At 35.6% G+C, this 21,083-nt stretch carries 23 protein-coding genes; all 23 read right to left on the bottom strand.

The window, feature by feature from the left end; genetic code table 11:
- Positions 1 to 26 precede the first annotated feature (26 nt).
- The 23 genes from EV146_RS19605 to EV146_RS19505 all read right to left on the bottom strand — a co-directional run bounded on the left by EV146_RS19605 (position 27) and on the right by EV146_RS19505 (position 21,017).
- A complete protein-coding gene (locus tag EV146_RS19605; protein ID WP_241993978.1) occupies positions 27 to 1,229 on the bottom strand; it encodes a glycosyltransferase in 1,203 nt (400 codons plus the stop codon).
- A gap of 9 nt (positions 1,230 to 1,238) precedes the next feature.
- On the bottom strand, positions 1,239 to 1,979 hold the full coding sequence (locus EV146_RS19600; protein ID WP_132009858.1) for a glycosyltransferase family 32 protein: 741 nt from the start codon (positions 1,977 to 1,979) through the stop codon (positions 1,239 to 1,241).
- Between the two features lie 11 nt (positions 1,980 to 1,990).
- On the bottom strand, positions 1,991 to 2,344 hold the full coding sequence (locus tag EV146_RS19595) for a helix-turn-helix domain-containing protein (protein ID WP_132009855.1): 354 nt from the start codon (positions 2,342 to 2,344) through the stop codon (positions 1,991 to 1,993).
- 20 nt (positions 2,345 to 2,364) lie between these two features.
- Positions 2,365 to 3,549: a DegT/DnrJ/EryC1/StrS family aminotransferase gene (locus EV146_RS19590; RefSeq protein WP_132009852.1), complete on the bottom strand. Its 1,185-nt coding sequence runs from the start codon at positions 3,547 to 3,549 to the stop codon at positions 2,365 to 2,367.
- Positions 3,550 to 4,188: an acetyltransferase gene (locus EV146_RS19585; protein ID WP_132009849.1), complete on the bottom strand. Its 639-nt coding sequence runs from the start codon at positions 4,186 to 4,188 to the stop codon at positions 3,550 to 3,552.
- A 12-nt stretch (positions 4,189 to 4,200) separates the two neighbouring features.
- On the bottom strand, positions 4,201 to 4,797 hold the full coding sequence (locus tag EV146_RS19580; protein ID WP_132009846.1) for a sugar transferase: 597 nt from the start codon (positions 4,795 to 4,797) through the stop codon (positions 4,201 to 4,203).
- A 37-nt stretch (positions 4,798 to 4,834) separates the two neighbouring features.
- Positions 4,835 to 4,987: a YwzD family small protein gene (locus tag EV146_RS27175; RefSeq protein ID WP_158287149.1), complete on the bottom strand. Its 153-nt coding sequence runs from the start codon at positions 4,985 to 4,987 to the stop codon at positions 4,835 to 4,837.
- A gap of 62 nt (positions 4,988 to 5,049) precedes the next feature.
- Positions 5,050 to 6,087 carry a UDP-glucose 4-epimerase GalE gene (gene galE / locus EV146_RS19575; RefSeq protein WP_132009843.1) on the bottom strand — a complete coding sequence of 346 codons (1,038 nt, stop codon included), beginning with the start codon at positions 6,085 to 6,087 and terminating at the stop codon, positions 5,050 to 5,052.
- A gap of 56 nt (positions 6,088 to 6,143) precedes the next feature.
- Positions 6,144 to 7,220, bottom strand: a complete 1,077-nt coding sequence (locus tag EV146_RS19570; RefSeq protein ID WP_132009840.1) for an EpsG family protein — start codon at positions 7,218 to 7,220, stop codon at positions 6,144 to 6,146.
- Between the two features lie 56 nt (positions 7,221 to 7,276).
- A complete protein-coding gene (locus EV146_RS19565) occupies positions 7,277 to 8,161 on the bottom strand; it encodes a glycosyltransferase family 2 protein (protein ID WP_132009837.1) in 885 nt (294 codons plus the stop codon).
- Positions 8,158 to 9,276, bottom strand: a complete 1,119-nt coding sequence (locus EV146_RS19560) for a glycosyltransferase family 1 protein (protein ID WP_132009834.1) — start codon at positions 9,274 to 9,276, stop codon at positions 8,158 to 8,160. Before EV146_RS19560 ends, EV146_RS19565 begins: the two co-directional genes overlap by 4 nt.
- Positions 9,261 to 10,415, bottom strand: a complete 1,155-nt coding sequence (locus EV146_RS19555) for a glycosyltransferase family 4 protein (protein WP_132009831.1) — start codon at positions 10,413 to 10,415, stop codon at positions 9,261 to 9,263. The genes EV146_RS19560 and EV146_RS19555 overlap by 16 nt, the downstream gene beginning before the upstream one ends.
- A 20-nt stretch (positions 10,416 to 10,435) precedes the next feature.
- The gene (gene galU / locus EV146_RS19550; protein WP_132009828.1) at positions 10,436 to 11,320 is read right to left on the bottom strand and encodes a UTP--glucose-1-phosphate uridylyltransferase GalU; all 885 of its coding nucleotides are present in this window, start codon (positions 11,318 to 11,320) and stop codon (positions 10,436 to 10,438) included.
- An 11-nt stretch (positions 11,321 to 11,331) separates the two neighbouring features.
- Positions 11,332 to 13,158 (bottom strand): polysaccharide biosynthesis protein, encoded by a 1,827-nt coding sequence (locus EV146_RS19545; RefSeq protein WP_132009825.1) that lies wholly within the window; start codon positions 13,156 to 13,158, stop codon positions 11,332 to 11,334.
- Positions 13,159 to 13,200: 42 nt separating this feature from the next.
- Entirely contained in the window at positions 13,201 to 13,329 is a 129-nt protein-coding gene (locus tag EV146_RS28200) for a hypothetical protein (RefSeq protein ID WP_258236023.1), read from the bottom strand.
- A 286-nt stretch (positions 13,330 to 13,615) separates the two neighbouring features.
- Positions 13,616 to 14,275 carry a CpsD/CapB family tyrosine-protein kinase gene (locus EV146_RS19540; protein WP_132009822.1) on the bottom strand — a complete coding sequence of 220 codons (660 nt, stop codon included), beginning with the start codon at positions 14,273 to 14,275 and terminating at the stop codon, positions 13,616 to 13,618.
- Complete coding sequence (locus tag EV146_RS19535; RefSeq protein ID WP_132009819.1) at positions 14,262 to 14,987, bottom strand: YveK family protein; 726 nt, start codon at positions 14,985 to 14,987, stop codon at positions 14,262 to 14,264. The genes EV146_RS19540 and EV146_RS19535 overlap by 14 nt, the downstream gene beginning before the upstream one ends.
- Before the next feature lie 219 nt (positions 14,988 to 15,206).
- Complete coding sequence (locus EV146_RS19530; protein ID WP_132009816.1) at positions 15,207 to 17,003, bottom strand: ABC transporter ATP-binding protein; 1,797 nt, start codon at positions 17,001 to 17,003, stop codon at positions 15,207 to 15,209.
- 85 nt (positions 17,004 to 17,088) lie between these two features.
- The gene (locus EV146_RS19525) at positions 17,089 to 17,502 is read right to left on the bottom strand and encodes a lasso peptide biosynthesis B2 protein (RefSeq protein WP_132010303.1); all 414 of its coding nucleotides are present in this window, start codon (positions 17,500 to 17,502) and stop codon (positions 17,089 to 17,091) included.
- Between the two features lie 29 nt (positions 17,503 to 17,531).
- Positions 17,532 to 17,837 (bottom strand): lasso peptide biosynthesis PqqD family chaperone, encoded by a 306-nt coding sequence (locus tag EV146_RS19520; protein WP_132009813.1) that lies wholly within the window; start codon positions 17,835 to 17,837, stop codon positions 17,532 to 17,534.
- A complete protein-coding gene (locus EV146_RS19515) occupies positions 17,838 to 18,767 on the bottom strand; it encodes a phosphoenolpyruvate carboxykinase (ATP) (RefSeq protein ID WP_132009810.1) in 930 nt (309 codons plus the stop codon).
- Between the two features lie 157 nt (positions 18,768 to 18,924).
- Positions 18,925 to 19,056, bottom strand: a complete 132-nt coding sequence (locus EV146_RS19510; RefSeq protein ID WP_132009807.1) for a paeninodin family lasso peptide — start codon at positions 19,054 to 19,056, stop codon at positions 18,925 to 18,927.
- 14 nt (positions 19,057 to 19,070) lie between these two features.
- Entirely contained in the window at positions 19,071 to 21,017 is a 1,947-nt protein-coding gene (locus EV146_RS19505; RefSeq protein WP_132009804.1) for a lasso peptide isopeptide bond-forming cyclase, read from the bottom strand.
- Between the last annotated feature and the right edge of the window lie 66 nt (positions 21,018 to 21,083).

Raw genomic sequence — 21,083 nt, 5'->3', positions numbered from 1 at the left:
ATTGAATGATATTTAATGCCACTTACTTACGTTAATTTAAGAAGTTCATATAAATTAATTAATTCCACCTTACTACTAAAATCTAAATTTCTTAAGTTTTCTTTGAATCGTTCTCTTACATCTTTGGAATCATAAAGGTGTTCAATCCCAGCTACTATTCCATCTATGCTAAGATCACATATATCCCCATCAAAACCTTTTTCTATCTGGCTATGAGCCGTTGAATAATTTGTTATTAAAATGGGCCTCCCTAATATCTTTGCTTCAGTTACAGTTACTGCTTTTCCTTCATATCTAGAAGGCTGAACATAAAGATCGCAGACTTTTAAATAAGGATATGGGTTTATTTTTTTTCCTAAAAGGATAAAGTGATCTTTTAGGTTATATTTAGTTATTAACTCTTTAATTTGGCATTCATCTCCGCCGTAGCCAACAATATACCAAACTACATCCTTATATCCACGTTCTATCAATATTTTTAATGCTTTGACGGCATTATCGATACCTTTAGCATGCGAAAGGCGAGCTATTGTTAGTATTTTAAAACGTTTATCTCTCTGCATTATGTTATCAACATTCTCATTACTCATTTTACGAATAAATACTGGGGAAGTAATATTTTCAATTACCTTAGTTTTATGCTCCAACTCACAATATCTTTTAAGAAAAGAAGATTTACATGCCTCTGAGACTGCAACAATATGATCAAATTTTTTCCAAATTTTTAAATCCTGTTTTTTGTCTGTTTCAACCACAGAATAATCAGTATGGATCCAGGCGATTTTTTTCTTTGCCTTTACCTTATCTGCAACAAAATAATGTGGCCAAAGATAACTTATAGCAATATCGTACTCTTTGTTTAACCTCGGTAAAATGGGGAGTGAGTATTTCCACATTGCCTGCATCTGATAATATCCAGGTTCCTCCAAATTATTAATTTTTTGATAAAGGGAAGTATTAACTTTTGCAAGAATTCTTGATATTCCCATCATATAATATCCTTCCTTTATTACTTCCCCAATAGATTTTCTAAATGTTGAGTATAGTGGTAATTCTGGCAAGAGATTTGGTGAATTGGGCACTAAACTCATAAAGTCACCTTGATGACGATATAACATTAAATCTATGTCATATTGCTCATAATCAAAATTTTCTAACAGACTTATTAGACTTCTTTCTACCCCACCAACCTCCATATCGAAAGAGGCTATTAATATTTTTTTCTTCATGTATATCACCTAAACTCTCGTTACTACTTTTCTAATTCTAGCTATATTGTCTCCACCGATAATTTTTGAAATAAATAATTTTAAGTTGCTTTTAAGCCTTGCCTTAGGTGGTAACCAACTTTTGTAAAAGTGATGCATCGCATAAGTGTCCTCATTAATAAAGTTTCTACAATTAATATAGTCGTAAGGAGAAAAATAGGTTTGTGGATAAAAGGTTCCTATGCCGCTTAATTCTTGATATTGTCCATCCATATGTAGCCCTATACTTTTAAGTATTTCTGTAATGATAGCTACATTTGTTAAGTCATTAATAGAACCATCATCCTTGATAAACTTTTTACCTGCATATGAGTCTAAGAATGTTTTAATTAAAGCATTACCTTTAGTGGCCCCAATCGTACTGGTTGCAATATAGTTACCTTGCTCAAACCCCCAAAAAGAGTCATGATGTAGTATATTATTAAAACTTTTAAAAACCTCCACATCAGTATCCAGGTATATTCCACCCTGATGGTAGAGAGCGTAGGCTCTTACGTAATCACTAACAAACGCAAACTTGTTAGATTCATAAGCTTCCTTAACATAAGTATTAGAATCTATTGGGAAATTCTCTTCATTCCATTCGATAATTTGATAATCTGGTAAAATCCTTTCCCAACTTTGAATACATTTGTTAACAATTTCTGGTTTATTTCCTCTTCCAAACCAACAATAATGGATAATCTTTGGGATACTATTTTTGCCCATCATTACATTTCCCTTTAATTATTATTTAATTTAATATTTTGATTTTGCCAATTGATAAACTCAATGAGTTGCCGATACTCTTGAATATTATCTTTTTCAATCCCGGATTTTTTCAATTCAGATATAAAGTCAACCAATTCTTGATCAGTTTGTTGCAGTTTATTAAAGTTATTATCTGATTCTAATAGAACATTCAGATCTACCTTCAGTACTGATGCCACTTTTTCTAAAATTTGAATGGAGGGATTCTGATTTAAACTTCTTTCAATATTACTTAAATATGATTTTGATATTCCTGACTGATGTGATAAGTCGGATAAGGATAACCCTTTCCTTTTTCTTAATACATTGATATTTTTCCCGATCATTAATTTCAACCTCTTTATCCTTATGGTATATCGGAATACACTACTCCTTGCATAGTTCCCTTTAAAACACTCTTTATACAATTAATCACTCTCATTTGGTCCTCAAAATCCATGTTAGAACCGGATGGCAAACAGATGCCTGTTTTAAATAAGCTGGCTGATATATCTTCCTCATGAGGGTAATATTTTGAATCATGAAATAAAGGCTGCATATGCAACGGCTTCCAGACAGGCCGTGCTTCAATATTCTCTTTTGCTAAGGCTGACAATAAATCAGCTATTCTAAGACCCGTTTCTTTTTCATCGATTAACATTGTGGTAAGCCAACGATTGGATAAGGTATCTTCTAATTCAGGCATAAACATAACACCTGGGATGGGAGAAATTGCTTGAAAATATCTTTCAAAGACCAACCTTCTTGCCTGAACTCTTTCCTCTAATACTTCTAATTGAGCCCTCCCAATTCCAGCTAGAATATTACTTAAACGATAGTTATATCCTTGTTGGCTATGTTGATAATGAAGTGCATTATCTCTTGCTTGAGTAGCTAAGAACCTTGCATTTTCCAATGCTTGTATATCGTCTGATATCAGCATGCCTCCACCAGAAGTGGTAATTATTTTATTGCCATTAAAAGAATAGATGCCAAATTTCCCAAAAGTTCCACTCTGTCTTCCCTTATATGTGGAGCCTAAGGATTCTGCTGCATCCTCGACAACCGGAACCCCATACCTTTCACAAATTGACATAAGTTCATCCATCTTTGCTATTTGTCCATAAAGGTTGACAATGACTACAGCCTTAGGTAAATACCCGTTAAAGGAAGCCTCTTTTAGAGCACGCTCTAATGCTTGAGGAGACATATTCCATGAATCTGGTTCTGAATCGATAAATACTGGTTCTGCTCCCTGATATAGAATCGGGTTTGCACTAGCAACAAAGGTAAGACTTGAACAAAATACTTTATCTCCTTTTTTAACACCAAGCAATGTAAGTGCCAGATGAATAGCAGAAGTTCCAGAACTAACAGCCACCGCTCCTTTAGTTCCAGCAAAAGAAGCAATTTCCTTTTCAAAGGCATCAACATTAGGCCCTAATGGGGCTATCCAATTCGTCTCAAAAGCTTCTTTAATATATTTTTGTTCTTTTCCGCTCATATGAGGTGAAGAGAGAAAAATTCTTTTTTTATTAGATTTACTTTCCATTCATACTTCTCCTGTATTTCTAAGTGATTTTGCAGGAACTCCAACTGCTAAACTATAAGAAGGAATATCCTCTATTACTACACCACCTGCACCTATAATCGCCCATTCTCCAATGGATTTCGATGGTATAACTGCAGCACCCGCCCCTACTTGAACACCATCCCCAGCTTTTACATTTCCAGTTAATGTTGCATTGGGGGAGATATGAACATAGCTGCCAAGCATGTTATCATGTTCAATAACAGCATTTGTATTAATAATTGAATGTTGCCCGATTTGTGAATCTGTATTTACTACAGCTCCCGGCATAACGACTGTTCCATGTCCAATTATGGCACGCTTGCTAATTATTGAAGATTTATGAACCAACGTAGCATAAGAATCTGCGGGAAGATTTAACTTTTCAACAATACTTTTCCGAGTTCGATTATTCCCAATTGCAACCAAGTACTTAACATCGCAAAAATATTCATGCATCTTTAATGAGGTTTGAATAGGTCCAAAGTAACATTCATCCTTGAAAAATTCCTGTTCATACTGATCATCAAAATATCCTATAATCTCCCATCCAGCCTGTTCACTTATCATTTCTTGAATTACCTTGCTGTGACCGCCTATTCCTATAAGAGCAATTTTCATTTCTTTCCCTCATCACATTGAATTTGTTCCCTTAAATCTTTCAATGGTGGCATTTCCAGGCTGATTTATCCCCTCTGCCCTTACCACTTTATCCACTGTAAGGATTAAAATTTTAATATCAAGGAAAAATGATTGATTGTTTACGTACCAAACATCCATTTGAAATTTTTCTTCCCATTCAATATTATTACGCCCGTTTACCTGGGCCCAACCCGTGATTCCTGGACGGACTAAATGTCTTTTTGCTTGCTCACCGGTGTATAAAGGAAGATATTCCATTAACAAGGGTCTAGGCCCTACGAGACTAAGATCACCCCTTATCACATTGATCAATTGAGGCAATTCATCAAGACTAATGCGTCTTAGAAACTTACCTAAAGAGGTTAATCTTACGTTGTCTGGAAACAGATTCCCAAATGAATCCGTTTTGTTATTCATAGTTCTAAATTTATAAAGATAAAAAGGTTTCCCATGCAAACCTGGACGTTGTTGTTTGAAAATGATGGGAGAGCCAAGTCCTAAACGAACGGTTATCCCAACGATCAACATCACTGGAATAAGAGCAAGAAATAAACCTAGCGATATAACTAAATCAAAGAGCCTCTTCATCTTATTGCAACTCCTAAATAAACAAATAAAAGCATTATTACGCTTGATTACTTTCAATAACATTGATTAACTTAGTTTTAATCTCACTAATCATTTCATTTATCTCAATAGAATTAGAATCTTGCCCTTTTGTAAAAATATCAATTAACAATGCTTTAAACTGTTCTTGCTTTTCCTGTAAATTGTCCATTTCACTCCACCCACTTAAAAAAATACATAAAAAAATCCCTATCTCCTTGAGAACTGGGATTCCTACTTTTCTATAAATGCTAACTCTTTATGGTCATAACCGTTAGGATTATTAATTTGCCAATTCCAAGAATCGGCACACATTTCCTCCACACCATACTTGGCAATCCAATCGAGTTCTTTTTTGGCTTTTTTTGGATCCGCAAAACAGATCGCTGTATCGCCTGGCCTAGCATTAACAATTTTATAAGGGATGTCTATACCTGTTACTCTTTCAAATGTTTTTATCATTTCCATTACACTATAACCCTTTCCTGTACCAAGGTTATATGCTTCGATCCCTTTTGCATTTAATGCTCTACCAAGTGCTTTTACATGTCCTAAGGCTAAATCGAGTACATGGATATAATCTCTGACACCTGTTCCATCAGGAGTTGGGTATTCTTTCCCAAAAACATTAAGATACGGTAACTTCCCAACTGCCACTTGACTTATGTAAGGCATGAGATTGTTCGGGGTTCCATTGGGATCTTCCCCAATCCTTGAACTTTTATGCGCCCCTACTGGATTAAAATACCTTAATAAAGTAATGCTCCACTCAGAATCAGATGCATAGAGGTCACTGAAGATATCTTCAATCATTAATTTTGTTCTGCCATAGGGGTTTAAAGCTCCTAATGGGAAATCCTCTGAAATTGGACAACTATCCGGGATTCCGTATACTGTTGCAGAAGAACTGAATACCAATTTTTTCACATCAAATTTGTTCATTACCTCACTGAGAACAATAGTACTCACTATATTGTTGTGGTAGTACTTAAGCGGAAATTCAACGGATTCACCAACAGCTTTTAATCCAGCAAAATGGATTACCGCTTCTATGTTATTTTCTGTGAAAACTTTTTCTAAATTATCTCTGTCCAATAAATCGATTTCATAAAACATGAACTGCTTTCCTGTAATTTCAGTAATACGCCTTATCGCCTCTGGTTTACTATTACTAAAGTTATCAAGAACTACAATTTGGTAGCCGCCATTTAATAACTCTACACAAGTGTGACTCCCGATATACCCAGCTCCTCCAGTAATAAGGATAGCCATTCACAACACCTCCAATATATTTCTTTAATTTTTTTAGTTAAAAAGACATTAATCTTTTATGGTATATTAAAAAAATTGCTTTTATATACAATGTTTAAACTAATAACACATTCATAATAGTAATAGAGAAAATAACAAACAATTATCCCGTAATAAACAAATCGTTGTTGCCTTTCACTAAAAAGCTTTACTATCCAGCCAACCAATATTATTTGATACAATTGAAAATAAATAGCTAACCTGGCAAATATCCAGTTTTGAGTAGCAATTAACATAATGGCTAAACCTATTAAAGACAAATTTACAATATAGTCACTTTCAGGGAAGATTCTCCTTAATTTCTCTCTCCCCATGTAAGCAACTATAATGGGTACACTGCAAACCCCTACCCTTAGAAAATTGGCCCCACCTTCGGCAAAGCTTTGATATTCCCCATATTGGGTATCCTTTATTGTTGAAAAAAGGAATGAGGAAAACCATTCAAATCCTAAAACAATAAGTAACGCAAAAGCTAATAGAACAAGAGTAGCTTTTGACCAAGCGCGGTATTTTACAAAAAAATAGATTGGAATGAGAACTAGTGCACTAATGTGAAAAGTTGATGCAAAGATGACAATCAAAAAATATTTAAGCGTACTTCTTTCAATTAAGAAATTGGTTGCAGCAAAAACAATTGAGGCTGCCAAAAATTGCCTAAGCCCATTCATGGAAACTAAAAACAAGCCACCTGTAATGTAAAAATAAATACTTATCTCAAATAACCTAGAGTACTTATACAAAACAAAAATAATAAGAATATTAGTAATCGCAGCCGTAGTAAAAATGAGAATTTGTGCATCATTCGATTGCAACCTTAAAATCATTTGAAGAACACCAAAACCTATATCCTTCTGAGATAATATAAAGTCCCACGTAAAATCATGCATTTCAAAGGCATGCATATAAAAAAAAGTATCACCAATATTCGTCCTTAGACCTGATACAAGGACAAAACACAACATGGTTCCCAACATTAAGATTTTGCTTGGCCGAATAGTTGCTGGTATATAGGTTCCAGTTGGTATTAAAGCAAAATAGCGTGCAAAATAAGAAAGTAGAAAGACTAAGGCAAGATTAATCCATAATATAGTCATGTAGGAATTACCCTTTCAATTACATTGGAATTGCTTCACTCCAATAAAAAACTACCTCAGGCAGTTCGTGTTTTAGATGAAATATATAGATATAACAAAATACCTAAAGGGATAGCAAAGATTGTCATTGTTTTTTGGGGTGTTTCCTTCAAGAACTGCCAATTCTTTGTCATAATGCTGCTTGATACAAAATGAATGGCCTGACGGAATCTAAATGAATTGCTTGCAAACGGCAGCTTCATCAACTCTTTCCTATAAAAAGCAAACCCCTTTGGATTTTTGAGGTATTGCCTGAGCATATTTAGGGATGAACCGTCTTCTAGGTATTCAACACAACATAGAACTTCATTCATGAGCAACATCTTATATTTTTGGTCCAGTTTGTAATACTTATATGCCAGCCCAACGTATTTTTCGCCCTGAAAAAGAGGGTAAGGATACAGTTTTGTAAGCTCAGTTCGATATACAAGTTTTTTATCCCCAGTGACTCCGTACTTATTGTAAAGCTCAAAGAGAGTTGATGTTTCTATTTGTCCTGGAAGCTTTGTTCCGATAATTGTTCCCTCAGTATGGGCATCTAGGCCAATTAATCCACTGATTTTATTGCTTCCGTCCTTTTCCCACATAGAAATAATTTTTTCAACCGCTTGCTCTGGCATATAATCATCAGAATCAATACACACATTTAATTCAGTATCTATTAGCTCATAGGCGGTATTATGCGCACCATGCATCCCCATGTTTTGCTGCCAAACGTATTTAATATCAATTTTATTTTCCTTTTTCCAACTCTCTACCAATTCTTTTGTTCCATCGCTTGATCCATCGTCAATTATTAACCAAATGAAATCTTTACAGGTCTGTTTCACCAGGCTTTCATAGCACTTTCCCAAGCAATACGCCCGATTATAAGTAGGTGTAAAAACCGTTAATTTCTTCATATCGTTATACCTTCAGCCTTTAAATAAAATTCTTCCAACTTATAGGCACTTTCTTTAATGTCATACCCTTTTTCTATGAAGCTATTGGATTTAATACTACGATTGTTCCTGTTTTCAGCAGTCATTTTTATTTTTTCAACCCAACCATTCGCGTTATCTAAAGGGGCGTACTCAATTAAATTCAATCCAAGATCCACTTCACGAGAAACTTCGCTTGATATAATGCATGGCAGGCCAGAGCCCTGTGCCTCAACAAGTGAAACAGGCAAACCTTCGTGTAAAGAGGGAAAGACAAATAAATCAAAGGCTTGGAGCAATCTATGAATATCACTTCTTACTCCCAAGAAAAGAATCTTATCTACTAAACCAAGCCTCCAGGCTTTTTGCTTGATCTCTTTTCTCAGCGGCCCCTCACCTGCAAGGACAAGAATTGATTTCTCATTAGTCTGTTGGAATTCTGCGAATATATCTAAAAGATATGTGTGATTTTTTTGCAAACAAAATCTTCCTACATGCCCGAGCACAAAAAAATCATCTTGAATGTTTAACTCGCCCCTAACTTGCTTACGTGTATTTGGCGAAAAGGCAAATTGTTGATACTCTATCCCATTCTTTAAAACAGTTGTATTCTTCGTGTTTTTGGGAAATAACCATTGTGCGGCATCCCGGGAACAGGCAAAATAATTTGTTGCATTTGGAAGGATAAGCTTGCCAGTGTACCATTTATATAGTTTAGCAGCCAGCCCACCTTCACTCTGTGTATTATGGCTGTGGGAAATTCTTATTAAAATTCCGGCTTTTTTCGCTTCCCGAAGAACAATCCCACTCATTTTATCTAGGTGGGAATGGACAATTTTATATCCGTTGTTACTTGAAAAAAATTTGTTTAATTCCTTAATATAACCAAAATGACCAACATCAGAAATATAAGGAATTCGGTAAACTCTTCCCCCCATATCCTTAATTTCCTCATCAAAAACGCCTTCTTTACTTGTTAGAAAGTCGAATTGGATTTTGGATCGATCAATATTACGGTATAGATTCATTAATAATGTTTCTGCCCCGCCACGGTTCATGTTGACCACCACATGCAATATCCTTAAGGGATTGCCCATACTGCACCCTCCCCTTCTGCCATATATGATTTGTATAATAAGCTCTTTTCTTCAAGTATTTTACTAGTACTGTATTTTTGAAGGATCAGCTTCCTTCCATTGGTTCCAAGTTTGGAAAGAAAACTGCGCTGATTCGCAAGAAGTTTGATTTTATTTGCGAATTCATAAACGTTTGCATCCTCAATAATCCATCCATTCTTGTTATTAATGATCAGTTCTCTATGCCCCCGATTATCGGAGGCTATGACTGGAAGAGCAGTGGCCATTGCCTCCATGATATTGACTGGAAGTCCTTCTCTTCTACTCGAGGCAACAGCTGCATCAGCTAATTTCAACAGCTGTTCTATATCCTTTCGGTACCCTAAAAAATCAACCATGGAATCTACTCTAAGATCTTTGGCTAGTTTTCTGCATTCCTCTAAAAGATTTCCTTCCCCTGCAAGCAGCAGTTTTGCATTCGGGATATCATTTTTAATTAAAGAAAGAGCTTCAATAAGTAATCTTTGATCTTTATTTTTATTAAACTCTGCCGCATAAAACAATATGAAATCCTCGGGTTTATAGCCGTAGGCTGCTCTTAGGATCTTTTTACGTTCTATGTCTACCGGCTTAAATTTATCCGTATTCACTCCTACCCCATGAACATGCTCAATTCTTCCCGCCCTAAATTTATCATCTATTGCTAACCTAAAGTCTTCCTCATTAATGGTTATAAGGCAATCTGTTAGACTGGCCAGCCACTTTTCAACTGGATAGTAAATAAGCCAATTTATAATTGGGGCACCGCTGCAAAAATGGAAGCCATGAGCTGTATAAATTACTTTTGACCCTTTTTTTCTTGAATCTCTGGATGCCAGCCTTGCAAGCACGCCTCCAACAGGTGTATGGCAGTCTACAATAGAATATTCATTCTCGTCAATAATCCGTTTCAATCGCTTAAATGCTTCAAGATTTTTAGGGTTAAGTGGTGACCTCACTATAGGTAAATTATACTTTTTATCAACAAAAGGGAGGTCCATGTCACCGCTGGCAGCTACATGGACCTCCCACCCTTGTTCTTTGAACCATTCCATATATGGAAGATGAAAAGCTTTAAAATGGTAGTCAACCGTTGCACAAAACAAAATTTTTTTATGCATGATAGTATCTTCTTTCATCGTTATTTTAATGTTTGGACTTCTTTATCCATAACTGCAATGAGATAGTTTAATAAATCGTTTCTTAAATCCTCGCGTTGGAGCGCGAACTCTATTGTTGTCTGGATGAAGCCCATTTTCTCGCCCACATCATAACGAGTACCTTCAAAGTTAAAAGCATGGACGGCTTCAAATTGATTTAATGCTGCTATTGCATCCGTCAATTGAATTTCTCCGCCCGCACCAGGCTTTTGGCATTCCAGAATTTCAAAAATCCTTGGGCTCAGTATATATCGGCCCATGATGGCCAGATTGGAAGGGGCCTCTTCTTTAACCGGTTTCTCCACAAGTTCCATTACACTATAAAAACGTTCATCTATTTGGTTTCCACCTACGATTCCGTACCGTGAAACTTCATCAGGATTTACTTCTTGGACACCGAGAATGGAGGCATTGTATCTTTCATATTGTTCAATCATTTGTTTTAAACAAGGTTTTTCCGCTTGGACAATGTCATCCCCAAGAAGAACGGCAAATGGTTCATTCCCAATAAATTTCCTTGCGCACCAAATGGCATGCCCAAGTCCTTTCGGTTCTTTTTGGCGAATATAATGGATATCCACCAGCTTTGAGGATTTCTGTACCTCTTCAAGAAGTTCATATTTTCCTTTCTCAAAAAGGTTTTGTTCAAGCTCAAATGAATGGTCAAAGTGATCTTCGATTGCCCTTTTTCCTTTTCCAGTAACTATGATAATGTCCTCAATGCCTGATTCGATTGCTTCTTCAATGATATATTGAATGGTTGGCTTATCTACAATGGGCAGCATTTCCTTTGGCATTGCCTTGGTTGCAGGAAGGAATCTTGTCCCAAGTCCTGCTGCTGGAATAATGGCTTTTTTAACTTTCAAACTTTACACCCCTAACTTGGTATTGAGAGAACTTGTACTGCAGCTGACTTTCTATTTGCGAGCTCTAAGAGTTTTTCTCTTAACTCTGTTTTTTCCATAGTACTAAATGATTCTAATAAAATTTCAATTTCTTCTATATAGAGCTCCGATGTTTTTCCGATATAAATTTTTGGATAGACTTGTTTATCATGTACTTCATCTTCTTTTAACAACTCCTCAAACAGCTTTTCACCTGGTCTCATTCCAGTGAACTCTATCCCGATTTCCTCGAGGGAATTCCCAGAAAGTTTGATAAGGTTTTTTGCTAAATCTACGATTTTCACCGGATCTCCCATATCCAGAACAAAAATCTCTCCGCCCCTTGCCAGGGATCCTGCCTGGATTACCAGCCTTGAAGCTTCAGGGATGGTCATAAAATAACGAATCATTTCAGGGTGAGTAACCGTTACAGGGCCACCTTTTTCAATTTGTTTCTTAAATAACGGGATGACGCTCCCACGGCTACCAAGAACATTTCCAAAGCGGACCGCAACAAATTTAGTAGCGCTCTTTTGGTCCATTGCCTGAATGATCATTTCAGCCAGCCTTTTTGTTGATCCCATTACACTGGTAGGGTTAACAGCTTTGTCTGTGGAAATCATCACAAAGGTTTTAACTCCATTCCAACTGGCGGCTCTTGCGGCATTGAGTGTTCCTAATATATTATTTTTGACCGCTTCCTCCGGGTTTCTTTCCATGAGAGGAACATGTTTATGGGCAGCTGCATGGTAGACCACATCCGGAGTATAAGTACTCATGATTTGATCCATTTTATCTCCATCCTGCATATCGGCGATTTCGGTAATGAACAGGATGTCAGTGTTCCCAAAGCTCTCTTTCAACTCCATTTCAATGGAGTAAATACTGTTTTCACCATGACCTAATAAGATAAGCCGGGCGGGATTAAATGGGGCAATCTGACGGCATATTTCTGACCCTATTGACCCTCCTGCCCCTGTTACAAGCACGGTTCTCCCAGTAAGATATTCTGATATACTCTCAATATCGAGCTTTATAGGCTCTCTGCCCAGTAAATCCTCTACTTGAACATCTCGGAAATGACTTACGGATATCTTTCCAGTAACCAAATCCTCGATCATCGGAAGAATCTGTGTCTTTGCATTCGTCTTGGCACACTCCTGGAAAATTATGTTCAACTTCTTCTTACACAGAGACGGAATGGCAATGACAATGTGATCAACCTTCATTTCTTTTACAAGGAATTCAATTTTTCTGACTCCACCAAGAACAGGTATCCCCAGGATATCAAGCTGATGCTTTTTCTTGTCATCATCAATAAATCCAACAGGGAGCAACCCAGCTTCCTGGTTCTTCAAAAGCTGACGGGCAACCATCGTTCCAGCGGATCCCGCGCCAACAATCAATGTCCGCCTTTTATTTGTATTCTTGTTCATATACAAATCGCGATACATTCTCCAGCAAAATCTAGAACCACCGATTAAAGATATATGCAGCAGCCAGGTAACGGACAAGAGCCTGAAGTAGATTTCATGAATGATCAACTGCTGAAATATAGCTGCCAGTAGAATGGAACTGGTGACAACTTTAAATATGATGATTAATTCTCCGATGCTTGCGTATTCCCATGCTTTTTTGTATAAGTTCAATTTTAAAGATAAGATATGATGACTGCACAAGATGGCAACAGCCATAATCAACATGGGAGCCGTAATGACATTTAGTGTGCCGTTCACCAAAAAGCGGCTGAAAAATACAGCAGATAAAACAATACAGGAATCAATAAAAATAAATAAAGACAGCCTTTGCTTATAGGTCATAATCTCTTTCCTTTCCCTTCAAGTTCGTATCCTTTTATTATTTTAGACTGGCTGTTCTCTTCTTGATGTAATCAATGGCTTCCTAATTTCCTCAAGCCCTTTTCTCGTGGCACCCTGCTTAATGTATCTAACCGCCTTCCTGATCGATTTAGGATAATTATCGACATTCATTCCTTTTGCACCCCTTATTTCGAAATAAATTAAAATCTTTCATTTTAAGGCCGTCCCCAGACCTGAAAATGAAAGATTTTAATTAAATAGGGGGCATTCAACCCCTCCTCACACCACACTTTCGACGACTGGCGTCTAAGGTTTTTCAAACCCACAGCATGACCGAGTGCCTCCATTGATACCGGCAAGGAGACATCGCCAAATTTCTTTTATAGCACAATATATTCTTAATAAAGAACAAATGATTAAAAAATAATACCAATAAATTTTTATTGGTTACAATAACTTATTTCATTTCATTTATAATTACTCCGACGATATTTGCCTGGGCAAACTCAAGAGCTTTTTTTGCTTCCCATGCTTTTTCGTGCCCAGTCGAACTTGAACTAACAACCAGTATGACCCCATCACATTTATTGGCTAATACTCTAGAATCAGCAACCTTCAGTACTCCTGGAGAATCTATTAAAATCACATCATATTTTGTCATAGCTTCTTGCAATAGGTCTTTCATTCTTTCTGATTCCAGTATCTCAGTTGGATTTTTGGGGCTTATGCCCGCAGTGAGGATTTCTAGTCTCCCAATTTCTGTACGATAAGCGGCATCCTCTAAGGAAGCTTTACCTACAAGTACATCGGTCAGACCTACTGAATGTGAAATCTTAAAAATATAATCCAAGGCGGGTTCCCTTAAGTTTGCATCAATCAATAGAACATTTTCTTTTTGTGAAGCCATGGAAACAGCCAGATTGGCAGCAGTAGTAGACTTGCCTTCTCCTCCAGCTGGAGATGTAATTAATAATACAGGACACTTTCCTTTTTTTGTTACGAAGGAAATATTTGTTCGAATTTCCCTAAATTGCTCAGCAATCAGCGAATCAGGATTTGAGTATGTAACTAAGTTCCTTCTTTGTCTTGTAGCTATTTTTCGTTTACTTAGTAACACTGCTCTCACCCCCCATATTTACTGCAGATTGTATATTACTTTTCATGTTTATATTTTTACTGTTCATTTTGGATACTCTGCCTAAGACAGGTAATTCCAGCAATATTTCCACTTCCCTATTTGAACGGAAGCTGTTATCTAATGAATCGAGTAAGAATACAAAACCTATTCCTGCAGCAATACCAATAATAAAAGCTAAGATTACTGGCCGATTTGACTTCTCGTTAATTGGATTTATTGGGACCTTTGCTTCGGATAATTCTTTCATAGCTTTAAAGTCAACAATATCAGGCGCCTCTTTCCGGAATATTTCTGCAGTTGTATTTGCTATATTAGCAGCAAGGTTTGGGTTTTGATCAATAACACTAATGCTGATTACCTGGGATTCTTCTACATTTTGTACCGTAATTTGATTGGCTAATGCTTCTGGTGTTCGATTCAGCTTTAAATCCTCTACAACTTTTTCTAAAACAGAGGAATCTTTTATAATAACTTGAAGGGTCTTCATTAGACTTGCACCTTCAGCATCAATATAAATCCTTGCAGAAGTAGAATACAGATAGGTGGTTGAGGAAGAATTATAAACATAACCTATTCCAGTAGAAATAATTGTAAGCAAGAAAATGATCCAAGCTCTTTTCTTTAAAAGGATAAAAATTTCTTTTAGGTTAATATCTTTTGCTTTATAATTCGGCTCGTTAAAATTAACCATTTTACCACCTTACCTTCATTTTTTACCCCCCGCTCTTTGTTCTCCACACAGAACAAACAAAACAAAAAAAAGGGTATATTTTTTAGATGTATTATAGAAATGATTTGATCATTAGATGTATAGAAATGATATGATCATTAAACTTCATACCCTTATTTTAGTTCTATATATAGAACATGTCAATGACTTACTGACAATTCATAACATATTTAGAATTAATTACACGGCATTCATTTGCTGCTCTAAAAGGTGATTAAATATTCCTTCTTTATCGGAAGCTAATTGATTGTATCCCCCTTGTTGAATAATCCGCCCTTGGTCTAATACTATAACTTGATCGGCATTTTTTATGGTTGATAAACGATGAGCAATAACAACAATTGTCATTTCGCCTTTTAATTTTTCCAGTGCAGCCTGAATTTTGGCTTCATTGTCCGAATCCAAGGCACTGGTTGCTTCGTCCAGTACAAGAATTGATGGTTTCCTTAATATTGCTCGAGCAAAAACTAGGCGTTGACGTTCACCTCCAGATAGTCTAATACCACGATCTCCTATAAGGGTATCAAGCCCTTTAGGAAGCCCTGAAACAAACTCAGCTGCAGAAGAAAATTCTAATGCCTTCCATAATTGTTCATCCGTAGCATGTGGTTCAATCATAAGTAAGTTTTCCCTAATACTTCCATTAAAAAGGAAAGGATCTTGCGGAACATAACTTATTGAACGTCTGAGTGGTAGTAAATTTTCCCCTTTTACAGGAATCCCGTCAATTAATATTTGACCTTCTTCTGGTTTATTTAGCCCCATTAACAAATCAATTAATGTACTCTTTCCTGCGCCTGAACGACCAACTACTGCTGTCATTTTATTTGTAGGAATCTTTAGATTTATATCCTTAAGAGTATACAGGGATTGATCTATATTATAGCGAAAAGTTACATCTAGAAATTGTAATCCTTTTTTTATTTTAATCGCACTAATATTAGTATTTTCGTTACCATGTATTTCCTTGGCTTTTTTACATTCTTCTTGTATGGAGATTAGATACTTAAAAGATGGTTCAATTTCTCCCAATTGCTCTAAATTTGATTGAATACCACTTAATCTTGGCCAAATTCTAGTGAAAATAACGACTATCAACATAACCTGAGCCGGTTGTGCCTGAAACATTTTAACTGAAAAATACACAAATCCTGCTATTAAAAAAGCAGAAACAACTTTAAAAATTAGTTGTGATTTAGTCTTTAATTTTATTAAATTGACTACATTTTTTTCAAACTTCAAGCTAAATGATTGCATCCAATCTATATGCGATTCTTCCAATGAATTACTTTTAATATCTTTGATTCCGTTAAAGTGATCAGATATTCCCGCCATATAGATTTTCGATAATAAAATAGTTTCTTCTCCTATCTTACTTGACTTTTTTATAAATCTTTTCGAAAAAAAGATAAGTACGAAACCAAAAATCAAAACCGTAATTGTCATTATTGGGGACAACCAAAATGAGATGGTTACCTGAATCAAAGTAAAAACTAAAGCAGCTACAAAGTTTAGAAACAAATTAGTTCCACTACTTACGCGAATAATCTCTGTAGTCATTACATTGATAATATCTGATTTTCTATTCTTTAAGTAGAATCCCCAGTTTGTCTGCATGAGAACCTTATAGGTTTCATTTCTTAAATGACTAAGAAACTTTTGTTGTATTTGTGTGTTTAAGATTGTTTGATTTCGTTGAAAAAAACTATGTCCAATAATTATACCAACATAGATTGCCAATATAATTGCCAACCTAATCTCTTGAGGAATACTATCAAATATATTATCAATCCAAGGTACTTGGGATTTATTTTCTAACCCGACATTTAAAACACCTGTGTACTTTATAAAAGGAACTAAAAGAAGAATTCCAATACCCTCTAATAACCCTATTAATATCATTCCAAGTAGGTTTAAGTATAAGATTCTTCCTGAAAATGAAAAAATATTTCCCACAAAAAATAATAAATGTTTCATCTATATCCTCCCAGGAAGGCAAGAATTCTCGCGGCTTGTCTATAAAGCGTAAAAATGAATCATGGTTTGAATTATCTACATGATTTTATTTCTGAATCTTTTTGGCAAACTTGCTGACTACTACAAACTGGTTCATTACTTCTGCCCCAGTTATATAATAGGGACCACTGCGGAGCCAGGCATGCGCAATTAAATTACCATTAGCGTCTTTGGCCGTACCAAAATATATAGTGCTTTCAATCTTTCGCTTTTCAAGCATTTTCATGGCAGCAATCGCCTTAACAAGACACATACTTTCCCATAAGGTATAGCGGCTCATAATATTTACAGCATTAGAGACATTCTTAAGCGTTTTTTTATTATAATCATTAATTTCTAAAGATGTTTCTTTCATATGCTGACCTAATGAAGGTACAATATTAGAAAATGGCAGGGTTTTAAGAAACCTAGCCCATCCTAGAAGTAAAAAAGCTTCTAGAAATAATAATTTTGTTTTCATATCGTACGATAAAAATATCCTAACCTTTTTCACTTTTCCTTGGCCTCTTTAATTTGAATCAATCCTTCTCTTGTTAATAGTTCTAAAAATGACATTACTTGTGCCTTACATTTGCTATAATCCACATTATATTCGCTTAACAATAATTCAATTAATTCACTAACAAGAATCGGTGATTTGAGCATAACCCATATGTTTCCCCCTACTTCACCCAAATTGTAGTATTTTCCATTATGAATACTAAGCATTACTTTTTCCCCATCCATCTCACTAACAATGTTCCCTTCACCTTGTACAACGTTTGATTGCAATGATAGCTTAACTGTATTTAACATTTATTTTTCCTCCTTATTTAGGCAATTTAATATGAGAGATACCAGTTGATGAGCGGTAAAACTATTAATGGGTCTTTGCAATTGAAACATCCTAGTTTGGCTAACAATACTAGTAGATATATTAAAGTGCCATTCCAGTAGTCCAAGGGATGGAATTAGAAAATTCCGATAAGTGTTATTGAACAGAGTCTGTAACCGATCAAGTCCTTCAATTTTTATTAAGTCCAAGCTCTCACTTTCTGATCTAACTAATTCAAAAATACCAGCTAGTGGTAATGGATCACGATAGAATTGTGTTGGTACAGGAACAGCAAATTTAGTTTCCCGTTGATAAACCTTACTATACGTAGAGAATTCCATTCCAAATTCTTTTAAACTCTCTTGCCACAATTTTTGCTGTGGATAAGATGGTGTAATTATGGGGAGGCTACTTTTAGAAATAGATAATGCAATTACATCATCAGTTAGAAGTTGATAGCCCCTTTTTAAGAAAGCCGAAGCCAAAGTCGACTTTCCTGCACCTGATTCCCCAATAATAGCATAGGCTTTTCCATCAATTGCAATCGCACTTCCATGTAAAGGTAATATTCTCTTCTGCATTAATAGGGCACCCATACAAGTACCTAGTATAAATAAGCGCATCATGTCTTCTTCGTAATTTTTTGCAGGGCTAACAATAATTCTTTTACCATCTTGAATGGCAAAAATCGCAAGATTAGGCACTTTAAACATTACTAGATTTTCTTTAACCACAAATTGACTTTGATTATCTGTCATTTTAATCCATGGTTTTGATAAATCTTCTATTAGCACTTCAATGTCTGCTGTCCCCTCTCCACTTTCTGATGGTGACAAATCGGACAAAGGGATTTCGCTATTGATTGATAAACCAAATGCTTTATATAAGGTTTTATTTTTTATACTTAACATTTTCCCACTCCAATGTACCTAATATGATATTAAAAGCCCTTATGCTCATTGAGCTATAAGGGCTTATTAGAGAAGTAGTTAATACCCTAAAATATTGTTTTTCTCCTACAGTAAGCAACGTTATCAAAATACTAATAATTGCTTAAATAGATGTTTTTTAGCTTAAAGTTAAATCTCCTAAATCAGTTCCTGAAGGGAAGTCATTATCTAACTTTTGACCCTTAGTTGTCAGCATTGTATTATTTACATCTAAAACTACTAATTCAGGTGTCTGCCATTCTTTTTTCATTTTCTCACCCCCTTTCAAGCGAACTTTTTGATAAAACGATATACAATTAAGCTACGCATTAAAATTCTATAATCATTATCTGTATCATTTTCAGGCTTAGGACCATCCTCTATCTTTAAATAGGCAGATCTAAGTACTTGACCATCCATTAATTCTAATATTCTTTTATCGTTAATAAGAGCTCTAGATTCTTCTTTAAAGTTATCCCAAAAAGGAATTATTCGATGAACCCAATCTGCACCTTGCACACCCCTAGTTCTTTGGTTTAACCTAACAAAGTTAGGAAGATATGATTCAGTGGATCTTCTTATAAGAGCTCTATCTAATCCATTTTGTACATATTGTTCGTCAGGTAAAGATAGACAAAAACGAACTACCCTAATATCATTTGTTGGATCACGTTTCCATAAGGAATAACGTAAAGAGAGTTTCGAAGTTAGGGTATTTCCTGCATTCCATGGAAAAATATCCTCCAAAAGTACTCTTCTTTGCTCATCTAAATTAGGGGAAGACAACCACCCTGTTTGATCTAAACCGTAATCCTTAAGTTTATTTAAAACACCCGTTCGTTCGGCAAAATCTGGGTTGATTAGAATTGGATTTATATCATTAGTATTAGATTGAAGGAGTTTATTAATAACCGGAAACCCCAATTTAGCAATTTCAGGTAATCTTCGAAGCCTTGGACCACCTACATTTTTGCTGTATTTGTTAATTTCATCAAAAAGTCGTAACCACTTTAACCTTTTTAAAAGTTTCGAATAATAGTTCAGTGCATTCCCCCATGAAATTGTAAAGTTTCCCCTATCTCCATTGAGTAATACACCAATCCCTTTTTCATGAGCTTTCTCAAACATACCTTTAAGCCAAAATGAGTTTTCAAAAAATTTGTACGGCATCTCCATTATCTCAAGATAATCTTCTATATCTGAGTATGAGTCTTTCCCATCAAAGTTAAAATAATGATCTGAAATTCCTCCTACAAATTTTACTGTTTCCTTTATATAAGGTCTTTCATCAGGGAATAATCTTTTTGGTGTAAAATCTATGAAGTCACTCGCAGGGATATAGCTAAATGTATGTAATGATTTATTCATTTCACTCAATGCTTTTGCTGCAAATCCAACAACTGCACCTGAGTCTAATCCCCCACTTAACTGAGATCCAATTTTACGGTGTGTACGCAACCTAGCAGTAATAGCTTTTTTAAAAACATCCTGAAATGCTTCTACATATTCATTATCCGACTTAAGGTTTAAACGCTCCCCTGTAAAAAATGAGGTATATCTGTGTAGTTTTATCTCATTTATAGTTATTGAAACAGTATGTGCAGGGGGAATTTGATTGATACCTTTAAAAGGTGTCATTACAGCGTCCACACTATCAATCGTTCCTGTAATAGCTAAATATTCTGCTAACCATAATTCATTTAATTTTTTTTCAACATAAGGTATTGTTAGTACTGAATTTATTGTTGTACAAAAAGCAAAGCGATTTGCGTTTGAGTCATTGTAATAATAAAGAGTGCGGTATCCAGATATGTCCCTAGCCCCAAACAGCTTCTGCTTCCTCTCATCCCAAATCATATAGGCAAAATCACCGACCAGATGCTTGGGACTTTCTTCTCCCCACTTATAGTAAGCTAGCAAAATTAACTGGCTGTCTGGCATTGTTTTTCTTTTGGTCCGGTCAACTTGCAGCTTTTCGAACAATTCGTCGCGATTATCGATAATGGCATCAGCCGTGATGGCACACTGCCTTTCTGTATCGTAAAATGGAAGTGGTTCGCCAATTGATTCTGGTGTGATCCATTGAGCATGGCATCCAAGGAAGACATTATCTTTCTGGAATACTCGGATATCATCAGCCGGAAACTTCTCTAGGGCTTTCATCATATTCAGGCTGTAGTCTCGATTGATTGGTTCTTTATTGAAGTTGATGATTCCGGCTATTGCACTCATGGGTTCCTCCTGTTTGGCAGACACTTATTTATCATGATCAAAATGCTTTTTTTAAAGAATAGGTTG

Origin of the sequence: Mesobacillus foraminis, from assembly GCF_004340465.1 — a bacterium.
Taxonomy (GTDB): domain Bacteria; phylum Bacillota; class Bacilli; order Bacillales; family Cytobacillaceae; genus Mesobacillus_B; species Mesobacillus_B foraminis.
The sequence above is the reverse complement of the archived record's forward strand: the minus strand, read 5'-3'. Positions and strand labels throughout refer to the sequence as shown.